Source organism: Tolypothrix sp. FACHB-123, assembly GCF_014697075.1.
In the GTDB taxonomy this organism is placed as follows: Bacteria; Cyanobacteriota; Cyanobacteriia; order Cyanobacteriales; family Nostocaceae; genus Aulosira.
The window spans coordinates 56,743-79,052 of record NZ_JACJRE010000026.1; the positions used below are offsets into that span (position 1 = coordinate 56,743).

Below are 22,310 nucleotides of genomic sequence, written 5' to 3' on the forward strand. Positions count from 1 at the left end.
CGATAAATAAACATTTAAAAATAGGTGGGAGTTATTTATGAAAGAAGCCTATATAGTAAGTAGCGTGCGCACGCCTGTAGGAAAAGCGCCACGAGGTACATTACATAATATGCGCCCGGATGATATGGGTGCAGTGGTTGTTAAAGCAGCAATTGAACGAGTTAAAGATTTAGAACCTGTATATATTGATGATGTAATAATGGGTTGTGCTTTCCCGGAAGCAGAACAGGGGTTTAATATTGGACGGTTAATCGCCCAACGTGCAGGGTTACCTGATTCTGTCGCCGGGATGACTGTGAATCGCTTCTGTGCTTCGGGATTGCAAAGTATTGCGATCGCATCTCAAGCAATTATGGCAGGACATGCAGAGGTCATTGTTGCTGGTGGTGCGGAATCGATGAGTTTGATTCCAATGGGAGGACATTATTTAGCGCCTAATCCAGACATGATGGTGGATATACCCAAGGTTTACTGCACGATGGGGATTACAGCCGAAAATGTCATGCAGCATTACGAAATCTCTCGTCAAGAACAGGATGCTTTTGCGCTGCGTTCACACCAAAAGGCTGTGGTTGCTATTAGACAAGGGCGGTTTGCAGAGGAAACTGTACCGCTGACAGTTCAGGAAGTACTCTATGTTGATGGTACTCCCAGAGCGATAGAAAAGGTATTGACGGTAGATGAAGGGCCCCGTCCAGATACCAGTCTGGAAGCCTTGATGAAATTGCAGCCTGTATTTCGCATGGGTGGTGCGGTGACGGCGGGTAATTCATCGCAAATGTCCGATGGTGCAGCTGCTACAGTGGTGATGAGCGATCGCATGGTGCATATGCTCGATGTCCGTCCAATGGGTAAAATGTTAGGTTATGCAGTTGCAGGTGTCGCCCCGGAAATTATGGGTATTGGCCCTGTGGAAGCTGTTCCCAAAGTTTTAAAACAAGTTGGTCTTACTTTAGACGATATCGGCTTAGTCGAACTCAACGAAGCCTTTGCGGCTCAAAGTTTAGCTGTAATTCGCAAACTCGGACTTAATGAAGAGATTGTTAATGTTAACGGTGGTGCGATCGCTTTGGGACATCCCCTCGGTTGTACTGGTGCAAAACTTACAGCTACCTTATTTCACGAAATGAAACGGCGTAGCGTCCGTTATGGTTTGGTGACGATGTGTGTAGGCGGGGGAATGGGTGCTGCGGCGGTGTTTGAGAATTTGATGATTTAATTTTCTTTTTTTAACGCAGAGGGGCGCGAAGGTTAGCGCAAAGTTACGCGGAGGGTTTTTAAGGAAGATTTGCTCTTACTCTCTGCGCCTCTGTGCCTCTGGGTGAGATTTTACAACCTTTATTTATATGGGTGAAAGCATAATGAACTTTATTCATCCAATCATAATAGTTTCAACGCTAGTTTTTCTATTACTATTGCTTGGTTATATCGGTGTTCCTTTGTGGGTTTGGTCGCTTTATTTTGCAGCATTACTAGTAACTGTTCGCGCCCCTATTTGGACTTGGGTGATTTTTGGTGCGATCGCTCTTATTTTCAATATCCCAATTATCCGCCAAAATATCATCACATCACCGTTAATCAAAGCTATTAAAGCCTTTAACTTATTACCCAAAATCTCTGATACTGAACGCGCAGCTATTGAAGCGGGTAATGTTTGGGTAGATGGGGAATTCTTCTCAGGTAAACCAAATTTTCAAAGAATTAATCAAGAACCATATCCTTTAGTTACACCAGAATTGCAAGCGTTTCTTGATGGCCCCGTTGAACAGGTTTGTCGCATGGTGAGTGATTGGGAAATTTACCGTCGCAAAGATTTACCGCCGGAAGTTTGGGATTATCTCAAACAAGAACGCTTTTTAGGGATGATGATTCCCCAAGAGTATGGCGGTTTGGGATTTTCTAATTTCGCCTACAGTAATGTGATGACTAAATTAGCATCGCGTTCTTTTACTCATGTTGCAACTGTGGGCGTAACTAACTCATTAGGCCCTGCAAAATTATTACTCCGCTACGGAACAGAAGAACAGAAAAATTATTACCTACCCCGTCTCGCTAGGGGTGAGGAAATTCCTTGTTTTGCGCTAACAGAACCGACAGCGGGGTCAGATGCAGCTAGTATTAAGTCAGAAGGAACGGTATTTAGAGGTGATGATGGGAAACTGTATCTCAGGTTGAATTGGAAGAAACGATATATTACCTTAGCTGCGATCGCAACTCTTTTAGGACTAGCTTTTAAATTACGCGACCCGGAAAATTACTTAGGCAAAGGTAAAGAAGTTGGCATTACCTGCGTTTTAATCCCCACGGACACACCAGGCGTAATTATGGGTAGAAGACATGACCCAATGGGTGTGCCTTTTTACAATTCTCCTACAGAAGGACATAACGTTATTATTCCTGTTGAGCAAATTATCGGCGGTGTGGAACAGGCTGGTAATGGCTGGAAAATGTTGATGCAAAGTCTAGCCGCAGGTAGGGGAATTAGCTTCCCGGCTAGTTGTACGGGTGTGGCGAAGTTAGTAGCGAGAGTTACCAGCGCCCATGCTGTGGTACGACAACAATTTGGTTTATCGATAGGTCGGTTTGAAGGTGTGGAAGAACCTTTAGCGAGAATTGGCGGTTTGACCTACTTAATGGAAGCAGCGCGAACTTATACCTGTGGTGCGGTAGATAAAGGCGAACAACCTGCGGTAATTTCTGCGATCGCCAAATACAGTTTGACGGAAATTTCCCGCAAAATCATCAACGATGGTATGGATATTATGGGCGGTGCGGGAATTTGCCGAGGCCCCAGAAATTTATTGGCAAATATTTATACAGCAACTCCAATTTCCATTACCGTCGAAGGTGCAAATATTCTCACCCGCACCTTGATGATTTTTGGACAAGGGGCGATTCGCTGTCATCCTTATGTTTATCAGGAAATTACAGCCCTAAGTCAATCAGATGTGACTGCTTTTGATCAAGCTTTCTGGCATCATTTAGGGTTGACGGTGCGTAATACTTTCCGCGCCAAACTTCTCTATCTTACCCGTGGGAATTTAGCAGCTTCACCAGTGTCAGGTGCGACAGCTAAATATTACCGCAAATTACAGTGGGCTGCTGCTACCTTTGCCTTACTGACTGATATTGCCATGTTTTCCTTCGGTGGAACCTTGAAGCGACGAGAGAAACTGACAGGAAGGTTTGCGGATATTCTCACTTGGATGTACTTAGCTACAGCAACCCTAAGACGTTTTGAAGCCGAAGGACGCAAAGCGGAAGATTTACCTTTTGTGCATTGGGCGATGCAATATGCTTTTGCGCAGATGCAGGAAGCGTTTGAGGGGATTTTCCAAAATTTATTTGTACCAGTATTAGGTAATTTCTTGACTTGGTGGTGGCGACTTAATCCCATTGGTTCATTACCTGATGACAAACTTGGTGCTGAAGTTGCGCATAAATTACAAACTCCTGGACAAATACGCGATCGCCTCACCGCAGGTATTCATATTCCCCGCAGCAGCGATGAAGCATTAGGACGTTTGGAAAAAGCTTTTACCTTGTTATCCCAAGCTGAACCACTACTCAAAACTATCAAAAATGCTAGCCATGCAGGGAAATTACCACAGCTAAAACCCGATGAGTTAATTTCCGCAGCCTTGAAAGCTGGGGTAATTAGCGAGAAAGATGTTGAACTCATCTGTGAAGCTGAATTTGCCCGTAATGATGCGATTCAAGTAGATTCGTTTAGCTTAGAGGAGTATATGCAAGGAAGTCAAAGCTTTGGAGATAAAGTAATTAAACCACAGATCCTTTTCTAGGAGCACGGCACCGACAATCTTCTGGTATGTACAATCATCTTACTGATGCCGTGCCCCTACCGCGTGGTCTATTTACCTAAAAATTGCTGTAATTGGGCGATCGCTTCTTTGTGAAAATGGAATGATACTATGTAGTTGGCTCAGACTTAACAGCCGCCTGCTCTGCACCAGTTTTTATCCGAGTGTTAGTGCCTTTGCGAATGCGATCGCTCTTACGCACACCACCAGCCTTGACATATTCGGCGCTGTCTTTGCCGTATTTGCCTGCAACTGACATCAGCATATTTTCACACAAAACGCTCAAGCTTTTTTCTAGCTGTTCAATATCAGTTCTAGAAGCATCAATTACAGACAGAGCATTGTTGTGGGTGTTGAGCTTGTTGCGTAATTGCTCAATTTGTTGTTGCATATTTTGCAGGTTGTTAGAATCGCCAAAGTTAAGATTCGGATCGATAGTTTGCATTCCAGAAACTCTCTGTTGAGCTTTTTCAAGAATGCGAGATGAACGTTTGGGTAGGGTCATAGATTATACTCCTGATGAAATTTTCTCGTACAGCACGGCGTAAAAAAATCAACTTTGTTTTGAATTTTGAACTTCGCTTCGCAGTACTACTGTTAGCTTGTCTTAAAACAGCAATATTCCGGCTCAGGGAAAATCACAAATATTTGGCTTTTTTTAACAATTATTTAGGAATAAATTCTGTAATTATGCGTAATCGATAGCGATCGCCCCTTGGAGTTCCCCAACTTGGTGCAGTCTCTTAGCGCAGAAAATCAACTCGTTGGTTATGAATGCGATCGCCTTCTCTATGAATGAGTACTCATTGATAGACAACCCGATCACGTTGGTCATGAATGCGATCGCCTTCTCTATGGATGGGAACTCATTGATAGACAACCCGATCACGTTGGTTATGAATGTGATCGCCTTCTCTATGGATGAGCGCTCATTGATAGACAACCCGATCACATTGGTTATGAATGCGATCGCCTTCTCTATGGATGAGCGCTCATTGATAGACAACCCGATCACATTGGTTATGAATGCGATCGCCTTCTCTATGGATGAGGTAATTTTTGGAAAGAAGGCTGATTTGGTGTAGATGCTGCATCGGCTGGTGATAGAAATCGCAGTGAAGAGATGGAGTGCGAATCTTACAAGGTTAAGCGATCGCATTTTCTGAGTAGTGAACCGCGATCGCATTTTGTTGAGCAGAGATCGCATTTTCTGGAGTAGTGAACAGCGATCGCATTTTGTCGAGCAGTGATCGCACTCAATACTTTTGAGACTAGATGAATAGTACCAATTATTCACAATTACACCACTAAACCTGTAAATTACGAATTACGAATTATTTCCACCATCGCGCTACATCTATAATGGCACGGGCAATTTCTGCCGTTGCAACTTCACCACCTAATGCAAAGATAACTGGAAACAATGCCTTGATATCTGACAGTAAATTAGGGCGAGTGCGAAGAGATAGCTGATGAAGCGTATCTTGCCAGAGGGGGAAAAGTTTAGCAGATGGTATTTGTGACAGACCGGAAGCTATGATAGTCAGAGCTTTAGAACGAGAATTTTTATCATAAATTTTTCTTGCCGCAGTCAGCGCTTCTGGTAACACTTCTGGTGTTTTATTAGCTATCGAACTTAGGACATCGGCCAGATTTGACTCATCCTGAATCGCCCTTGCTATAGTCAGCGCTTCTGGTAAAACTTCCGGTATTTTGTTGGCTATCAAACTTAAAGCATGAGCGCGATAATAATCATTCTGAGTTGCCCTTGCTGTAGCCAGCGCTTCTGGTAAAACTTCCGGTATTTTGTTGGCTATCAAACTTAAAGCATGAGCGCGATAATCGTGATCCTCAATTGCTCTTGCAACCGCTAGTACTTCTGGCAATACTTCTGGAAGTCGCTCGGCTATTGTAGAAAGGAGATAGACGCGATCATAATGATCTTGAATTTCCTTGGCAGCTGCAAGTATTTCTGGCAAAAAGTGTGGCGGCACTTTTTTGACTATGGTAGCAAGGGTCTGGGCACGTAGATCTTCCTCCTGAATCGCCTTCGCCGCAGCCAGCGCTTCTGACAATACTTCTGGCAGTTGATCGGCTAAGGCTATCAGAGTAGAGGCACGTAAATTCATTTCCTGAATTGCCCTGGCCGCAGCCAGCGCTTCTGGCACTACTTCTGGTACTTTATCGGCTAAGACTACAAGGGCAGAAGCACGTAAATTTGCTTCTTGAATCACCTTGGCCGTAGTCAGTGCTTCTGGCAATACTTCTGATCGTTTGTCTGCTATTGCTACTATGGTAGAGATGCAAGAATACTCATCCTGAATAGCTCTCGCTGTAGCAAGAGCTTCTGGCAAAATTTCTGGTAGTTTATCTGCTAGGTTAGAAAGAGCAGAGGCACGGTAATTTTTATAATGAATCGTCCTGGATGCTGCTAGTGCTTCAGGTAAAACTTCTGGCAGTTTGTCAGCTATTGCAATTAAAGTAGAAGCACGAAAATAATCATTCTGAATTGCCCTTGATGCAGCCAGAGCTTCGGGTAAAACTTCTGGTAGTTTGTCGGCTATGGCTTTCAGAGCAAAAGCGCGAGAATTTCTATTCTCAATTGTTCTAGCAGTTGTCAGTGCTTCTTGAAACAGTTCTGGCAGTTTAGCAGCTAAGGCTATTAACGCAAAAGCACGAGAATTTTTATTCTCAATTGTTCTAGTAGCTGCTAATGCTTCTTGAAACAGTTCTGGTAGTTGATCTGCTAAAGCTATCAGGGCATCAGCACGAGAATTATTATTCTGGATAGCCCTAGTTGCCGCCAGGGCTTCGGGTAAAACTTCTGGTAGTTTTTTGGCTATCGCAATTAAGACATCGGTGCGATTTGACTCATTATGAATTGCTCTTACAACCACTAGCGCCTCTAACAACAACTGTGGCGGTAGTTTGTCAATTAAAGCTCTCAGAACATCAGTGCGATTTGACTCATCTTGAATCGCTTTAGTTGCCGCTAGTACTTCTGGTAACTGCACAGGCGATAGTTTGTTGACTAGAGCTTTTAAAGCATCAGCGCGAAAATACTCATTCTCAATGGTTGTAGACGTAGCCAATGCTTCTGGCAAAACTTCGGGAAGTTTGCCAACTAATGCACTCAAAGTATAGACGCGATCTCTCTCATCCTGAATCGCCCTAGCAGTAACGAGTGCTTCTGACAGTGCTAGTCTTTCTAAATTTGGCGGCAAATAGTTGACTAACTCTGCAAGGGCATTCACTTTCTCTTTTGGTTCTGGGTTTTGCAGGGCATAAGCTAATCCTTGTTCAGGAGTCCACACCTTTTTTTGAACCAGCGCCACCAGCAATTTTAATGGTAAATTAGCTGCCAAACTATTAAGAGAAGCCGTAATCAAAGCATAGCGACACTGCAAACTCACCACTAGTGGCAATGTTGACTCATCCCAATCCACTTCTGCTAATTCCCAAGCATGAGATATATCTGTGATGTAACCCCCAGTTTGCCCCAACTTCTCCCGCGCTTCAAACCAGCCATTATTGCCAGTTGCCGACTCCTCCCGCAATAAAGAGTGAATTTCTTCAACCCGTCCCGCTTTCTCTAAATGCCATACTAAACGCTGATGAATGTAACCATCATCAAGCAAGGTATGCCATAAATTATTGTGGGTTTTCTGCCGATACTTCTCCAACAAAGCAGTATGAGCATCAGCAAGTTTTAAACCTAACCCTGGCAAATCTCCTATCCGCTTTGGCTGTGGCACAGCAGTTAACAAATTACAGGCTAAATCATGGAATAAGTCATGTAACCGATAGGTAGGCGTACCATCAGCAAGGGGTACTCCTGTTAATAACAATGCTTTATTCCGTAAATATTGCAATATCTTGGCAGCATCACGCTCATCCATTGCCCACAGTGTCGCCGCCATCACCTTATTAATGTTCACATCCTCCGGCAACACCCCCAACCAAGCAAAATGCTGCTGCTTTTCTTGAGGCATTCGCTTGACACTCAAGTTTAATGATGCCGTTAAACTCAGGCGTTTTAAACTCGCCTCATCGGTAATTTCCTCTGCTTCCGGTCGGTCAAAACTGGTTAATCTGGCTACCTCTTGCCGAATATCCGCCAATAGTTCATCCCAAGTCGTACCACTAGCAACTTCGGCGGCTGCAAGTTCCAACGCTAGGGGGAGATAACCAACACCTTGAGCTAAATTTTCGGCTGACTGACGTTCTTTACCTGTAATTTCGCGTCTTAATTTCTTCGTCAGCAATGCCATCGCCTGACTTGGTTTCATGATATCCAGGCTGTAGGTATTGGCTGCTAAAGCTTCGGCAATTGCCCCTTCACGAGTTGTGACTAAAATCTGACACCGCAGCCCACCCACATTAAACGCTTGGGCATCTTGCGTATTCCAAGCATCATCCACCACCAGCAACACAGCTTTGTCATAAAGCAGCGTCCGTAAATGATTAGTAGTTGCTTCTACACTGGTAGGTTTAAAGCTATAGTCTCCTAATGCTTGCACCCAGCCACTAATTAAAGACAGCACATCAGGCTGTTGACCTAATGTAGCCCACAAAATCCCATCACAAAACCGAGTTTGTATTTCTGCATCTACTGCTAAAGCTGCGGCTAAGGTCGATTTACCCACAGAACCCAAACCGTGAATCGCCGTAATTACCAAAGTGCGATTATCTTCTGTGAGCAGGCGAGTCTTTAAATCATCGCTGTATTCTGGGCGTTCAACAAAGTGTGCAGGTAATGGTGGCGCTTGAAATATCGCCAGTTTAGTTTGGGGAACAACAGCAACACCCTCATCTTCAGTGTAAATCGCTTCTAGTTCTTTAGATTTCTTTGGTTTGTTGCTTTGCCATACCTTATTAAACTGTATCAGGTTCTTTTGTTTATCCCTTGACCATAGCTTTAATGTAAAGTGCCATAATCGAGAACCCTTGATTTGGGTACGGTTATCTTCCAGAATTTTGACAAAATCCTTGAGCAATTTCAGCGCTTCGCGAATTTGCTCTGTAGTTAACTTATCTGGATATTTGTCTTTTTGCGTCAACCACTCCAAAGTATGCAGAGTTGTTTTTATAGTCAGCTTGGGGTTAGGGCTATCTGCTTGTTTCCAGTCGTACTCAATCTTAAAGTCATCCTCAAATTCCCCAGCCACAAAACTAAGCAACGCCTCTAACAGACGCTTGACTCGCTTTTCATGATCAGGGCCTTTACTAGGTTCTCGCGCCATTGCATTGCCAAAATCGACCAGAAAGTTTGGGGCTACCCCAGTTTAAAACTACTACCCCAAGCTTCTTGAATCCTGATTTTAAAGCATTTCCCCAGAGTTTGGGGTATTTGCTTAAGGACACAACCCCAAAGAGATGCTTTAGCTACCAACTCTTTGAGGTACAAACACATGAAACGCCAACGCCAAGATATTCTCGGTAAAACTATTGCTTTGTTACTGGCAATGCAACTATTCCTAATTGGCTTACAAGCCAAAACCCGTATTGACCGGTGAAAAGGTAATAGTCTGTCAATTTTGTTATTGAGGGGTTTTTGGTAGTGCGGGCATCTTGCCCGCGTGAGCGAGACGCTCACACTACTGTCCCTCATTTCGACCCTGACAGACTAGTAATTAGTAATTGCGAAAGATTACACGGTAGGCGCACGCCGCTATTTATACGTGTCAACTTAAGCTAAAAGCTATATACAGCGCGTGTTGTACAAAAACCCTCGCCCTCATCCCCTCACCCCTTCTCCCCCAGGAGAAGGGGAATTAAATCTCTTGCTCCCCTCTCCTGCTGGGAGAGGGGCTGGGGGTGAGGGCAGAACGTTGTCGCCAAGAGGGTTTCATGTTAAGTTGACACCAATGGCCGCTAGTAACATAGTCAAAGTTCTTCTGCTTCCTGCTTTGTTCACAGAACTATTTCCCGTGTCAACTCCGCGTTAATTGGTTTAACCAGATAAATCCGCAACATATGCCAGATAATAGCGGTAATCGCTGGTACTTTCCGCCAGAACTTGAGAAACTTAGAGCGATCGCTCTTGTTAATCTCTGCCAATTTCTGATTATTTTCAAAACACTGTTCTAATCGCCAGAAAAATTCCGGGTGATTAGTATCTAAAATCAGGGGAAATGCACGGGCGGCGGTATTATTCGTCTCGCGAATCACTTGCTGATTATACTTGCGTGGATGTATACCGATGGATTGGTAAAAACTAGCGCGTTCAAAGACTGTAATTGTATGGGTAACAAACACCGTCAGCAAAAAGAACCGCACCCACAACCGTGCTTTCCAGTTCTGCCATAATTTTGGTTGTGACCTGAGTAATGCTTTAAAAAAATCTCCATGTCGATTCTCATCCTGACACCAACTCTCAAATTTTCGGAAGAGGGGATAGAATTGATATTGGGGATTTTTCTGCAAATGGCGATACATTAAAATATAGCGCCAGTACCCTATTTTCTCCGATAGGTAGACTGTGTAAATAATCCACTCTGGCGGAAAAAATGTATAGGTACGACTTTTGGTCAGATAGCTCAAATCTAAGGAAAGATTAAAATCAGCCATTGATTTATTGAGAAAACCTGCATGGCGTGCTTCATCTCTTGCCATTAATTGGAAAGCTTCTGCCAAAATTGGGTTCTTTTTTTTCAGGCGGCGCGACAGTTCTTTAAACAATAAAAACCCAGAAAATTCGGAAGTACAAGAACGTTCTAAAAAGTCAATAAAAGAACGTCTTGTTTCTCCTTGAATACTATCCCAACATTGTTTAAATTCATCATCTCGCACAAAATGATGGCGGTTATAATCAGCCCTTAGCTCCTCAACAATTGCTAATAACTCAGTCTCATTGGCGGAAATATCTAACTTCTCCATTGCGGCGAAGTCAGTAGTATAAAACCGGGGTGTTAATAATGTTTCCTGCACAGGCGCTTTAATACCTGGCTTCAGCATCTGCGGCTCCGGCGTTTCCAGGGACTTCACCATGCGAATCCTTTAGTAAGTTAATCTCCCAATAGTTATATAAGCATAAAATATTGTTCTGAATAGTTAAGTTCTGCAAATGGGAGGGTTGACGGTTGACACTTCGAGTGAGCTTCAGTGCGGCGCTGTTAACTGTTGACTGTTGACTGTTAACTGTTGACTGTTGTCCCATGCTCAATGCCCCATGCCCATTAATATGTGCCTACACACACAGACAAAGATAAAGAAATATTAATAGCTTAATAGTTATACAAAGAGAAATAGTTAAATAATTTTGGGAGAAAGAAAAATGGCAGCGATGCCTTAGGGCAAGAACCATTGGTTCTAAGCATCGGCATGATATGTGCTGGATAGAGTGATGCGAATCCTGCCTTACCCCAGAATAACAATTCTCAAGCTCTGGCATTGACTGTGAACTGTGGCTCATTTGCCGAGAGTGCTGACGATTGAACATGAAGGAAGCACAAATCTTCAACACCTGCGTAAGTCCTGAGTTCAATAAGTTATTCGATTCACACATGGGAAAAATGCGGACACAAGAGCAGATGAGCGCCTACAGCAGCAGGGTATCTCCCCATATCCTGATTGCTGAGTTTCGGCTCCGCTCAACTACCGCGCAGTCGAAGCATATCCCCATACAAGCAAAAGCCGCAAGGTCGCATTGTCGCATTACTTCGGAGGTTTTGATGGTTTTTCTCTTACCTGGTGTCAAATTCGATCTGGAGATGATCCAAAAGTATGATGCACCTGCACCCAGATACACCAGTTACCCACCTGCTACTGAATTAAGCGAAGCATTCACCTTAGATGATTTACAAAATGCGATCGCAGCTTCAAATCAAAGAAAAACGCCCTTATCTTTATATTTCCACATCCCCTTTTGTCAAAGTGCTTGCTACTTTTGCGGCTGTAATACGGTAATTTCTAACAACAAGAATATTGCCAAACCTTACCTAGTGAATTTGGTTAAAGATATTCAGCAAACCGCAGCTTTAATTGATTCTGAGCGCAAAGTCCTGCAAATTCATTGGGGTGGCGGTACGCCTAATTACTTAGAGCCTGAGCAAGTAGAATTTATCTGGAAACACATTACCCAACACTTTACTATTGACCCTAAAGCGGAAATTTCTATTGAGATTAATCCCCGCTATGTAGATAGAGACTACATTTTATTTCTGAGAAATATTGGGTTTAATCGCATTAGTTTTGGCATTCAAGATTTTAATCACGAAGTTCAAGTAGCAATCAATCGTATCCAGCCGGAGGAAATGCTATTTGATGTCATGAGTTGGATTAGAGAAGCTCAATTTGAAAGTGTAAATGTAGACTTAATTTATGGTTTACCTTACCAAACCCGGCAAACATTTCGGGAAACAATCAAAAAGACAATTGCATTAGATCCTGACCGAATTGTAGTTTTTAATTTTGCTTATATTCCCTGGATTAAACCAGCACAAAAAAATATTCCCGAATCAGCCTTACCCCTACCCCAGGAAAAGTTAGAAATTCTCAAAATGACCATCGAAGAATTAACCAATAATGAGTATATGTTTATTGGGATGGATCATTTTGCTAAATCTAACGATGAATTAGCGATCGCGCAACGCAATGGCACTCTGAAGCGGAACTTCCAAGGCTACACCACCCACGCGGAAACGGAACTTTTTGGGTTTGGTGCTACCTCTATCAGCATGTTAGAAGATGCTTATTTCCAAAATCACAAGCAACTGAAGGAATATTATCAGGCAATTTCTACGGATACTTTGCCTTTGAGTAAAGGTATCAAACTCAATCAAGATGACATTATTAGACGGGATGTCATCATGAGTATTATGTCTCACTTTCAGTTACATAAACAAGACATTGCTGATAAATATCAAATCTGTTTTGATGAATACTTCGCCCACGAATTAGAGATATTAAAGCCTCTAGAAGCTGATGGGCTAGTTAGCATCTCAAAAAACTACATTTTAATTACAGACATTGGTCGCTTGCTGGTGAGAAATATTGCTGTGATTTTCGATAACCACATGAGAGCGAAAGGAAAACACTTCTCACGCGCAATATGAATTAAAGCCAGCAAAGGCCAAATTGTAGGAGCGGGGTCACCCGCCCTTACAAGTTACAAGTTTGGTAAGTTAATGATTGGGATGTTTTTTATTTGCAAGTCGCTAAAAAGTATTACTTCCAAATTTACATGCTCTCAAAAAGTTACTTAGTAACAGCCAAAGGAATCATCTCATCAGCGGATATAACTTCCCAAGCAGTACCTTTGTAACCATAATCAAAAATATCTGGATGTAACAATTCTGCCAAAATTTCTAGAGAATCTACTAACCTTGGCCCTGGACGGTTGAAATAAGAATTACCATCAGTAATGTAGACTCTGCCACTTTGGGCAGCATGGAGTTCTTGCCACTCTGGACGTTGAGTTAACAATCGCGCTTCTTGGCGAGTGCGCTGTAAATCCCAACCACAGGGCATAAAGATAATCACATCTGGATTAGTGATTAGGAGTGTTTCCCAACTTATAGTAGCCGATGGTTGACCTGAGGCGCTAAAGAGAGTTTGTCCTCCTACCAAGTTGACTAATTCAGGAATCCAATTAGCGGCTACCATTAAAGGTTCTATCCATTCGATGCAGGCGACAGTAGGTAATTCTGTTAAAGACAGTCCTTGGATTTTTTGTTGACAAATCTTAACGCGCGCTTCGAGATTTTCCAGCAACTTCACCGAGTCAACTTCAAAGATGTTACCGATCCGCTCGATATCCTGCCAAACATCTTCCAGTAAATTGGGCTGCAAAGAAATAATTTGTGGTGAGGTGTCAATTAGATTGGCAACTGCCTTTTCTACTTCTTGCAGACTCACGGCACATACATCACACTGGTCTTGAGTCACAATATGGGTGGGCTTGACTTGCTCGAGAACCTCAGTGTTGATTTCATAGATACTCAAAGCTGATTGCAATAAATTATTCACCTGATTGTGAATTTCTTGACTGGCGGCCTTGCTATTTAATCGGGCTGCGGTACAAATAGGGCGATTTTGAATTTCTGGAGGATAATCACATTCATGCGATCGCCCAACAATAGCATCAGTCAAACCCAGTGCTGCTAAAATCTCCGTTCCACTGGGAATGAGAGAGACAATTCTTACACTGTTATCTTTCATCGCTCCACCTCTGCAACAGCTGCTCTAATTCAATTGTCGCAAAATATATGCGGTAGCGTATCTCTATCTAAAGGAATACCCCAGTTGGTATTGTCAAGATTGAGCCATAAACTGAGATGTCTGGGTAAAATATTAATCGTCAAAAGGCTTGAATTTATCCGTGAATGATGATAAAGATTTAAAAACCATCTCTGATGTGCGTTCGCTAACTCGCAATAGCGTTTTATGTCTGAAGCAACGTTTGAAGGCATAATGATACACGATCGGGGAATAATTGTAACTGCTAATTATGTCCTGGCAGAAATGACTGGTTATAAAGTTGCAGAACTGATCGGTAAAAATAGCCAAGAACTGATTGCGCTAGAATCACAAGAGTTAATGAAAAAAAATATACTTTCTGGCTCAGAGATTCCTTGTGAAGTCATTGTAGTTAGAAAAGATGGTTCTACCTTTTTGGCAGAACTCCAAGGCAAAGTTATTTCTTACGCAGGTCAAAAAATGCATGTTGTGGGGGCTAGAGATATTACAGAGTGCAAACAGTCCCAAGAGTTGTTACAAATCCGAGAACATGCTCGCAGAAAACAAAGCCAAACACTGGTGCAACTAGCAAGAAGTAAGACATTTCAACAAGGTAATCTCAAGGCAGCCTTCCAAGAGATTACAGAAGCGGCTGCACGTACAATTTCAGTACAGCGAGTAGGCGTTTGGTTATATAACCAAGACCACTCAACCCTAGAATGCATCGATTTGTATGATGTCAGGACAAAACAACACACCTGTGGCTTATCACTGCTAAAAGCCAATTACCCTAATTATTTCCAAGCCTTGGAAGCAGAACGTAGCCTTGCCGCCGACGATGCCATCAACGATAGCAGAACGCAAGAACTATCTCAGTCTTATCTTTGTAAATTAGGAATTGCATCTTTATTGAATGCGCCAATTTGGCTGGGAGGTAGGTTAGTTGGTTTAGTCTCCCATGAACACTGCGGAGAAGTTCGTCAATGGACATTAGAAGAAGAGAATTTTGCCGGCTCGATTGCAGATTTTGTCACCCTTGCCATAGAAGCCAGCGAACGCAACGCCGCAGAAGCCGCACTACGTCAGAGTGAAGCGCAATTTCGGGCAATATTTGAATGTTCTTCTATCGGTATCGGACTGATAGATATGCAAGCACAAATAGTTGATGCGAATCCAGCATTATGTCAAATGCTAGGTTACAGTCGCGATGAATTATGTGGTAAGCAGTTCACAAATTATGTTTCCCCACAAACCGGAGATTTAGAGCTTTTAGAACAATTGATTGTTGGAATTAGTTCAGATCCGCAAAAGTTGCTGGAAAGACATCGCATTGAAATGGAAAGGCTATTTTTACATAAAGAGGGAGGGTTAGTTTGGACTCAGCTATCGGTTTCCGTTATCCCCGATAGTTATGGTAAACCAGAGTTTTTCTTAACTATGATTGAGGATATTACCGAACGCAAGCAAACAGAATTAAAATTGCGTGCATCTCAAGCTGCGGCTGAAGCCGGTAGTCGTGCTAAAAGCGAATTTTTAGCTACGATGAGTCACGAATTGCGTACACCTCTAAACGCAATTATGGGATTATCGCAATTGCTGCAACAAGAAATGGTAGGGCCCCTCAATGAAAAACAAAAAGAATATATTAGTTGTGTATATAGCAGCGGCGAACATTTATTAGCATTAATCAACGATATTCTTGATTTATCGAAAGTAGAAGCAGGTAAAGAGGAACTTTTACTATTACCTTTATTAGTTACAGATATATGTAACTCTGTAATTTCTACCGTTGGCGATCAAGCGTTAGATAAAGGATTGCAAATCAAGAGTATAATTGCTCCCCAAGCTGATATTTGCGTTGCTGATGAGCGACGGATTAAGCAAATGTTACTGAATCTGCTGACTAATGCGATTAAATTTACTGCTAAGGGAGAGGTTTCTTTAGAGGTGGAAAAAGTCAGCGATGGAATTACGTTTACAGTTGCAGATACGGGGATTGGGATTGATGCTAATCAATTTCAATTTTTATTTGAACCTTTTAAACAGCTTGATAGTCGCTTAAATCGTCAATATGAAGGTACTGGTTTAGGTTTAGCTTTAACGCGCAAATTAGCACGGTTACATGGTGGTGATGTGAAAGTAGAATCTACTTTAGGTAAAGGCAGTAGATTTACCATTTTTCTCCCGGATCAACCATATTCGGTGGATGAGGATAGTAGATGTTAATAATTCAAAATTAAAGACATTTATAAGTAGGGTGTGTTGTCGCACAGCGCAACGCACCAATGCATAATTAATAATTTAAGGTGCGTTAGCTTACTGAATAACACACCCTACCAATAATTTATATTTACTTAGATGAATTCATACCAATTTAAATAGTGTTTGCGGCACATCAATATATTCTAGAGGGCATGGCAATGCCAATGCCCCTACCATCTGTCGCATTCTTTTTTCAAATTGGTATCACTGTTTTAACTACCAACTTTTAACACCACCAGGACTATTACTGCCATTATTACTATCAGGCCACGTACGCGCCCCGCCTACTACTATTTCTAAATCGCGATCGCTGAGTTCTGTTAAGTTTGGTAACTGTTTAATTGTGTTATTTTGTGTTTTTGTTAATCGCATTGTTGATTGATATCTCTGGATACATTTGTTTATAAATTAACGTCATTTTTTACAGATTGAAAAGACTTAGAAGCGCTTATTTACAGAATTTTTACGCTGATAAGCATCTTTATAAGAAATATTTTTTCTTGCCGTAAATTTACTAGGAATTTAGGCATACTTGTTTTTTTTGAAAAGTTAGATTATATATCTTTATATTATTATGATAATTTCTTTTTCATTTTTACATGCGGAATATCCGCTTCTATAAAGATTTCTCCTTCGGGTATAAAACCTAAATTTTCATATAAACTTTTGATATATGCTTGGGCATGAACTACAATTTCGGGGATATTTTGATTAGCAATAACTTTTATTGCTTGTTCCATCAGTTGTTTAGCAATACCTTTTCCTCTGGCGTGAGATAAAACAGCGAGTCTTTCTATTTTGGCTGTTTGATTATCTAAATATCTAATTCTCGTAGTACCGACAGCTTCCTGATTTAAATAAGCAATTAAATGTTGAGATGTTTCATCTTTACCATCAAATTCTAGGGCAGAATCTACTCCTTGTTCTTGTTGAAATACGGCGATTCTAATTGATTTGATTGCTGTAAATTCCTCTGGAGATTCAACTGTTTTAATGATTAAATCTCTGTTTGCCATTTCTCTGCGTTCTCTGTGTCTCTGTGGTTCAATAAAGCAAAGTTAAGGGCGGGGAAACCCCGCCCCTACGTTAATCTGCGCCTTCGATTGGTGCGAAACCTTGGCGTTGAATGTTTTCTGTGATGGTGCGCGGTTCTAGGAATTGTAGCAGGTAGTCGGGGCCGCCTGCTTTGGAACCAACCCCAGAAAGATTGAAGCCACCAAAGGGTTGACGGGCAACGATCGCACCTGTGATGGTACGGTTAATGTATAAATTCCCGACTTCAAATTCTTGCTGTGCTTGCTGGATGTGGGATGGGGTGCGCGAATACAGTCCCCCGGTTAAAGCATAGTTAGTACCGTTAGCTACGGCTAATGCTTCCTCAAAGTTTTTGACGCGAATTACAGCGAGTACAGGGCCAAATATTTCTTGTTGAGCAATTATCCCATTGGGCGGGACTTCACTAAAGATAACCGGGCCGATAAAATATCCTTGTGCTGGTGCTGGTAACTCTAAAGCTAATTTTGCTTCTGATTTCCCTTTTTCAATATACTCGCGAATGCGATCGCGGGCGTTGGCATCAATTACCGGGCCGACTTGGGTACCGGGTAACTCGGTTTCGCCAATATTTAAGGATTTTGTGGCTTCTACTAACCTTTCCACAAAGCTATCATAAATTGATTCCAGGACAATCACCCGCGAACAAGCAGAACATTTTTGTCCGCTATAACCAAAGGCTGATTGCACTACCCCGACAACAGCTTGGTCTAAATCGGCACTTTCATCCACAATGATGGCATTCTTCCCACCCATCTCAGCAATGACTCGCTTCATGTGCTTTTGACCGGGTTTGAGGATAGAAGCTTCTGCGTAAATTCTACAACCAACTTCTTGAGAGCCAGTAAAAGCAATTACATGGGTATCGGGATGATTTACCAAATATGCACCAACTTGGGAACCTTTACCGGGTACATATTGATAAACATCTTGGGGAATCCCTGCTTCTACTAAAATTTCTGTGAGTTTGGCGGTAATTACCGAAGATGTTTCTGCCGGTTTGAGGAGAGTACAATTACCAGCAACTAATGCTGCTACAGTCATACCACATGCGATCGCTAACGGGAAATTCCAAGGCGAAATTACTACTGCAATTCCTCGTGGTTGGTAAATATAACGGTTGGTTTCTCCCGAAACATCATAATTTACCCCTTTATCCAACCGTTCCATTTCATCGGCGTAGTACTTACAAAAGTCTATCGCCTCAGAAACCTCTGCATCTGCTTCCTTTACCGGCTTCCCAACTTCCAACACAATCCAAGCCGAAAGTTCAGCGCGACGTTGTTCCATCAAATCCCCAGCTTTGCGTAAAATATCCGCGCGTTGCTTCGCTGGAGTTTTCCGCCAAGCAGGAAAAGCCGCCTTTGCTGCTTTCATCGCCTGTTCAGCTTGTTCAATACTAATCAGTCCAACCTTACCAATTACCTGACTAAAATTAGAAGGGTTGAGAGAATCAATAAATATGGAAGTGTTAGCGTACTCACCATTAATCAACGGTAAATAAGTCCTTCCCAACTGCTGATGAACCGCCGCAAAAACCGCAGCAGACTTCCTTCTCGCCTCCTCCTCAGCATAATCAGTATCCGCCGCACCCACAAATCCTGCTTCTTCCTCTCTGCGCCTCTGCGTCTCTGCGTGAGCCAAATCCACCTTCGGCGGCGCTATCAATTCCTCAACAGGTCTATTCTCCAAATTTTGCCTTAAAAACGAACTATTCGCCGTATTTTCCAACAAACGCCGAATTAAATAAGCCATCCCCGGTAATAAATCGCCGTAGGGACAATAAACGCGAACTCGGTAACCCTTATCCACCAAAGCCTTCGCCAGTTTATCGCCCATACCGTAGAGAACTTGCATTTCAAAACAACGGCGGGGAACTTGTAAACTTTCGGCTATGGCAATAGCTCTAGCTTGCGATCGCACATTATGACTACCAATGGCAGCATACACATATTGATGATTCTCTAGCAATAGCTGAGTTATCGCCTCAAAGTTAGCATCGCTGGCGGCTTTGTCATTATATACAGGCTGAGGCCAATGTTTTTGGGCAGCTTTAATAGTTTCCTGATCCCAATATGCGCCTTTAACTAAACGAATTGTTAAAGGATAACCGCGCTGTTTCAACCAAGCGATGACATCTCTAGCATCTTGCTCGCTATCGCGTAAATATGCTTGGATGGTAATGCCAATATCTGTTCTTTGCCTAAACTCTTCCTCCATTAATAAATTTTTCAGGATGTGAAGAGTTATATCTTTATAAGCATACTGTTCCATATCAAAATGAACAGCTGCCCCTAATTCTTTAGCATGACGTAAAAGAGTACGAATGTGATCGCTAACTCTCGCCTCGCTACCCTCAGCATCTAAAGGATCGAATTGGGAATAAAACGCCGTTAACTTTACAGAAACCTGGACTTTTGCTAGCTGTTCCCCATCCGCTTCATCAATTGCGGGAATTGTTTTCCAATTTTGCGCAGCAGCTACCAATTGGGTAATTAATTCTGAATAGCGTTCTAAGTAAGATTTAGCTTCTGTTTCTGTAATTACCGCTTCACCAAGTAAATCAATGGTGAAAGCCATTTTTTCTTTACGTAACCGTTCAACAGTTTTGATAACTTGTGTAATATTTTCCCCAGCAATATATTTATGAGCGAGAGTTTCAACAGCTGTTGCAACTGTTGTGGCTGCGACTTGTCCCGGCATAGAATCAGGGTTAGCAAAATTCAGCATTCCCTTTAAAGCTGCGGGTAATTCTACAGATTCATCCCCTAAATATTCTTGTAAATGGGCAGCAATTTCCGGTTTGCTGCGTAAAGCTGGTAATGTATCGATAAAGCGAAATAATTGCACCCGTAAACCTGGATTGCTCATCGCCCAACCTAGTAATTTATCATCCCAGCGCATTTGATCGCGCAGGGAAGCAAAAAACGAGCGATTTTCTTGGGTTACTTCTAGAAGTTGTTTAGCAATTTCTTGGGTTTTAGCTTCGTAGGTGCTGGTTTGTACTTGTAATACCACGGATAGTAAACTCCTAATTCCAGGTAAGGCTTGTAATTCCAAGCCTCTGTATTCTATTTTGACTCTTAGATTTTGTACTCACCATATTTCCAGAGTGTAAAGTTCACTTCAGGAATCGCCAAACAGATATGCTACCCAATCGTGGTAGAAATTGGGGAGAGTTAGAGAAAAATCACATGATTAACAATCAGCCAGTGGATCTACCTTATTTTGACCAGTTATTAGCAGACATTGGTAAAGGAAATACAGAAGTTATCAAAGCTTTTGGTCTGCATGTACACTGGGGTTATTGGGCGAATCCTGCATTAGCAGATGGTTCCATTGATGACTTTGCTACCGCCGCAGAAAATTTAACCAGAAAAGTCTGCGATGCTGGTGGTGCTGCGCATGGACAAAGTATTTTAGATTGTGGTTGTGGCTTTGGGGGGACTATTGCCAGTTTAAGCGATCGCTTCCATCACTTACAGCTAACTGGTGTAAATATTGACAATCGCCAACTCGAAAGAGCGAGAGATCAAGTTAAACCCCGCAACCACAACCAGATAAAATTTGTCCAGGGAGATGCTTGTCAGCTAAGTTTTGCCGATAATTCCTTTGATTTAGTCTTAGCTGTTGAATGTATCTTCCATTTTCCCAGTCGGGAGCGTTTTTTCCAGGAAGCGTGGCGAGTTCTCAAACCAGGCGGAAAACTCGCTATCTGTGACTTTGTTCCCCAAGACTTTGTCAGTCCCCTGATGAAGATTGGCGGAAAAGTACTGCGCCCAGTAATTGGTAATACATACGGACAAGTTGATAGTACTTTTACCCTTTCTGATTACCGTCAACTAGCTAAAAATACAGGCTTTAAATCACTCATTGAAGAAGACATTACTACCAATACTATACCTACCTATCCACTGCTAAGACGACTGCAAACGGAAACAGGAAATCCAGAATCGGCAAATTCTACCTTTGTGACTGAAATCATCAGTCGCTTAGGAATCCTGCGTTATTTGATTCTGTCTTTTCAAAAGTAAAAAATACTAAGAGAAAATAACAATTCAAAATTCAAAAATATGGTGGGCAATACCCACCATACAAATACTAAATCATTTGTGAAATTTACCAACTCTCAGTTTTTTTTCTTATCCTTGGCGTTCTTGGCGTTCTTGGCGGTTCATTAAAAAAATACAGCAGATTTCAGGTAAATGCGCGCTTCGGGGCATGGCAGTGCCAGTGCCCCTACAATCAACGATATAATCTGTACTTCACCAACTAGCAATCTGCTGTATTTTCACAATTCAGATAGGATTGCTATATGCACCAAGAAATCTTACACAATATTTTATTATCTCGCTGGCAAGAAACAATTAAACATTTACCATTTAATCAAATAGCTGCTAATCAAATATTTAATGACATAATCACAGCCTATTCTACTCCTGACCGTTACTACCATACATGCAAACATCTTCTACACATTCTCATTACTATTGATAATCTAAAAACCTATACTAAAAACCTCCAAGCTGTACAACTTGCCGCTTGGTTTCATGATATAATCTATGATACCTCTGCTAAAGATAATGAAAAAAAAAGTGCAGAATATGCTGGTGAATTATTGCCAAATTTAGGTTTGAAAAATAACAATATTTCTGATATTCAAAATCTGATTTTGCATACCAAACACCATCAAGCGGCTGCGGATGATGTTGATAGCCAAGTCTTACTCGATGCAGATTTAGCAATATTAGCTGCTGACTCAATACAATATCAGGAATACGCCACAGCCATCCGCCAAGAATATGCATGGGTTCCACAAGCTGAGTATATTGTAGGTCGCCAGCAAGTTTTAGAGCGATTTTTACAACGCGATCGCATTTATTTTACCCCCTTGATGTATGCAACCGCCGAAGAAATTGCCCGCCGCAATCTTCAGCAGGAAATTGAGTATCTGCAAGAGAAAGGGGATAAGGCGGAAAAATAACTATTCTCAAT

General features: G+C 42.1%; 15 protein-coding genes. 7 read left to right on the forward strand and 8 right to left on the reverse strand.

The window, feature by feature from the left end:
- The first annotated feature begins 37 nt into the window (after nt 1-37).
- Both H6G41_RS17995 and H6G41_RS18000 read left to right on the forward strand, forming a co-directional pair.
- Nucleotides 38-1,219: an acetyl-CoA C-acyltransferase gene (locus H6G41_RS17995; protein WP_190747553.1), complete on the forward strand. Its 1,182-nt coding sequence runs from the start codon at nt 38-40 to the stop codon at nt 1,217-1,219.
- Nucleotides 1,220-1,361: 142 nt separating this feature from the next.
- Entirely contained in the window at nt 1,362-3,803 is a 2,442-nt protein-coding gene (locus H6G41_RS18000) for an acyl-CoA dehydrogenase (RefSeq protein WP_190747554.1), read from the forward strand.
- 127 nt (nt 3,804-3,930) lie between these two features.
- Here H6G41_RS18000 and H6G41_RS18005 read toward each other — a convergent pair whose 3' ends face one another.
- On the reverse strand, nt 3,931-4,326 hold the full coding sequence (locus tag H6G41_RS18005; protein WP_190747555.1) for a hypothetical protein: 396 nt from the start codon (nt 4,324-4,326) through the stop codon (nt 3,931-3,933).
- A 265-nt stretch (nt 4,327-4,591) separates the two neighbouring features.
- Between H6G41_RS18005 and H6G41_RS18010 the strand changes: the two genes are divergently transcribed.
- The gene (locus H6G41_RS18010; protein ID WP_190747556.1) at nt 4,592-4,906 is read left to right on the forward strand and encodes a hypothetical protein; all 315 of its coding nucleotides are present in this window, start codon (nt 4,592-4,594) and stop codon (nt 4,904-4,906) included.
- Nucleotides 4,907-5,155: 249 nt separating this feature from the next.
- On the opposite strand, the gene H6G41_RS18015 is transcribed toward H6G41_RS18010, so the two are convergent.
- From H6G41_RS18015 to H6G41_RS18025, 3 genes are all read right to left on the reverse strand, one after another.
- Nucleotides 5,156-9,064, reverse strand: coding sequence for an NB-ARC domain-containing protein (locus tag H6G41_RS18015; RefSeq protein WP_190747557.1), 3,909 nt, complete (start codon nt 9,062-9,064; stop codon nt 5,156-5,158).
- Between the two features lie 670 nt (nt 9,065-9,734).
- Nucleotides 9,735-10,811, reverse strand: coding sequence for a magnesium-protoporphyrin IX monomethyl ester (oxidative) cyclase (acsF, locus tag H6G41_RS18020; RefSeq protein WP_190747558.1), 1,077 nt, complete (start codon nt 10,809-10,811; stop codon nt 9,735-9,737).
- Nucleotides 10,759-10,980: a hypothetical protein gene (locus tag H6G41_RS18025; RefSeq protein ID WP_190747559.1), complete on the reverse strand. Its 222-nt coding sequence runs from the start codon at nt 10,978-10,980 to the stop codon at nt 10,759-10,761. Before H6G41_RS18025 ends, acsF begins: the two co-directional genes overlap by 53 nt.
- 514 nt (nt 10,981-11,494) lie before the next feature.
- On the opposite strand from H6G41_RS18025, the gene hemN reads away from it, so the two are divergent.
- Complete coding sequence (gene hemN, locus H6G41_RS18030; protein WP_190747587.1) at nt 11,495-12,877, forward strand: oxygen-independent coproporphyrinogen III oxidase; 1,383 nt, start codon at nt 11,495-11,497, stop codon at nt 12,875-12,877.
- Between the two features lie 142 nt (nt 12,878-13,019).
- Here hemN and H6G41_RS18035 read toward each other — a convergent pair whose 3' ends face one another.
- Nucleotides 13,020-13,982: a cobalamin-binding protein gene (locus H6G41_RS18035; protein WP_190747560.1), complete on the reverse strand. Its 963-nt coding sequence runs from the start codon at nt 13,980-13,982 to the stop codon at nt 13,020-13,022.
- Between the two features lie 225 nt (nt 13,983-14,207).
- Between H6G41_RS18035 and H6G41_RS18040 the strand changes: the two genes are divergently transcribed.
- Nucleotides 14,208-16,226: a PAS domain S-box protein gene (locus H6G41_RS18040; protein ID WP_190747561.1), complete on the forward strand. Its 2,019-nt coding sequence runs from the start codon at nt 14,208-14,210 to the stop codon at nt 16,224-16,226.
- A gap of 252 nt (nt 16,227-16,478) precedes the next feature.
- Here the strand turns inward: H6G41_RS18040 and H6G41_RS18045 are convergent, their stop codons facing one another.
- From H6G41_RS18045 to pruA, 3 genes are all read right to left on the reverse strand, one after another.
- Nucleotides 16,479-16,634: a hypothetical protein gene (locus tag H6G41_RS18045; RefSeq protein ID WP_190747562.1), complete on the reverse strand. Its 156-nt coding sequence runs from the start codon at nt 16,632-16,634 to the stop codon at nt 16,479-16,481.
- Nucleotides 16,635-16,834: 200 nt separating this feature from the next.
- On the reverse strand, nt 16,835-17,278 hold the full coding sequence (locus H6G41_RS18050; RefSeq protein ID WP_190747563.1) for a GNAT family N-acetyltransferase: 444 nt from the start codon (nt 17,276-17,278) through the stop codon (nt 16,835-16,837).
- 70 nt (nt 17,279-17,348) lie between these two features.
- Nucleotides 17,349-20,333, reverse strand: coding sequence for an L-glutamate gamma-semialdehyde dehydrogenase (pruA, locus tag H6G41_RS18055; protein WP_190747564.1), 2,985 nt, complete (start codon nt 20,331-20,333; stop codon nt 17,349-17,351).
- A 128-nt stretch (nt 20,334-20,461) separates the two neighbouring features.
- On the opposite strand from pruA, the gene H6G41_RS18060 reads away from it, so the two are divergent.
- On the forward strand, nt 20,462-21,349 hold the full coding sequence (locus tag H6G41_RS18060; protein WP_242037963.1) for a class I SAM-dependent methyltransferase: 888 nt from the start codon (nt 20,462-20,464) through the stop codon (nt 21,347-21,349).
- Between the two features lie 281 nt (nt 21,350-21,630).
- Nucleotides 21,631-22,299, forward strand: coding sequence for a hypothetical protein (locus tag H6G41_RS18065; RefSeq protein ID WP_190747565.1), 669 nt, complete (start codon nt 21,631-21,633; stop codon nt 22,297-22,299).
- The last annotated feature ends 11 nt before the right edge of the window (nt 22,300-22,310 follow it).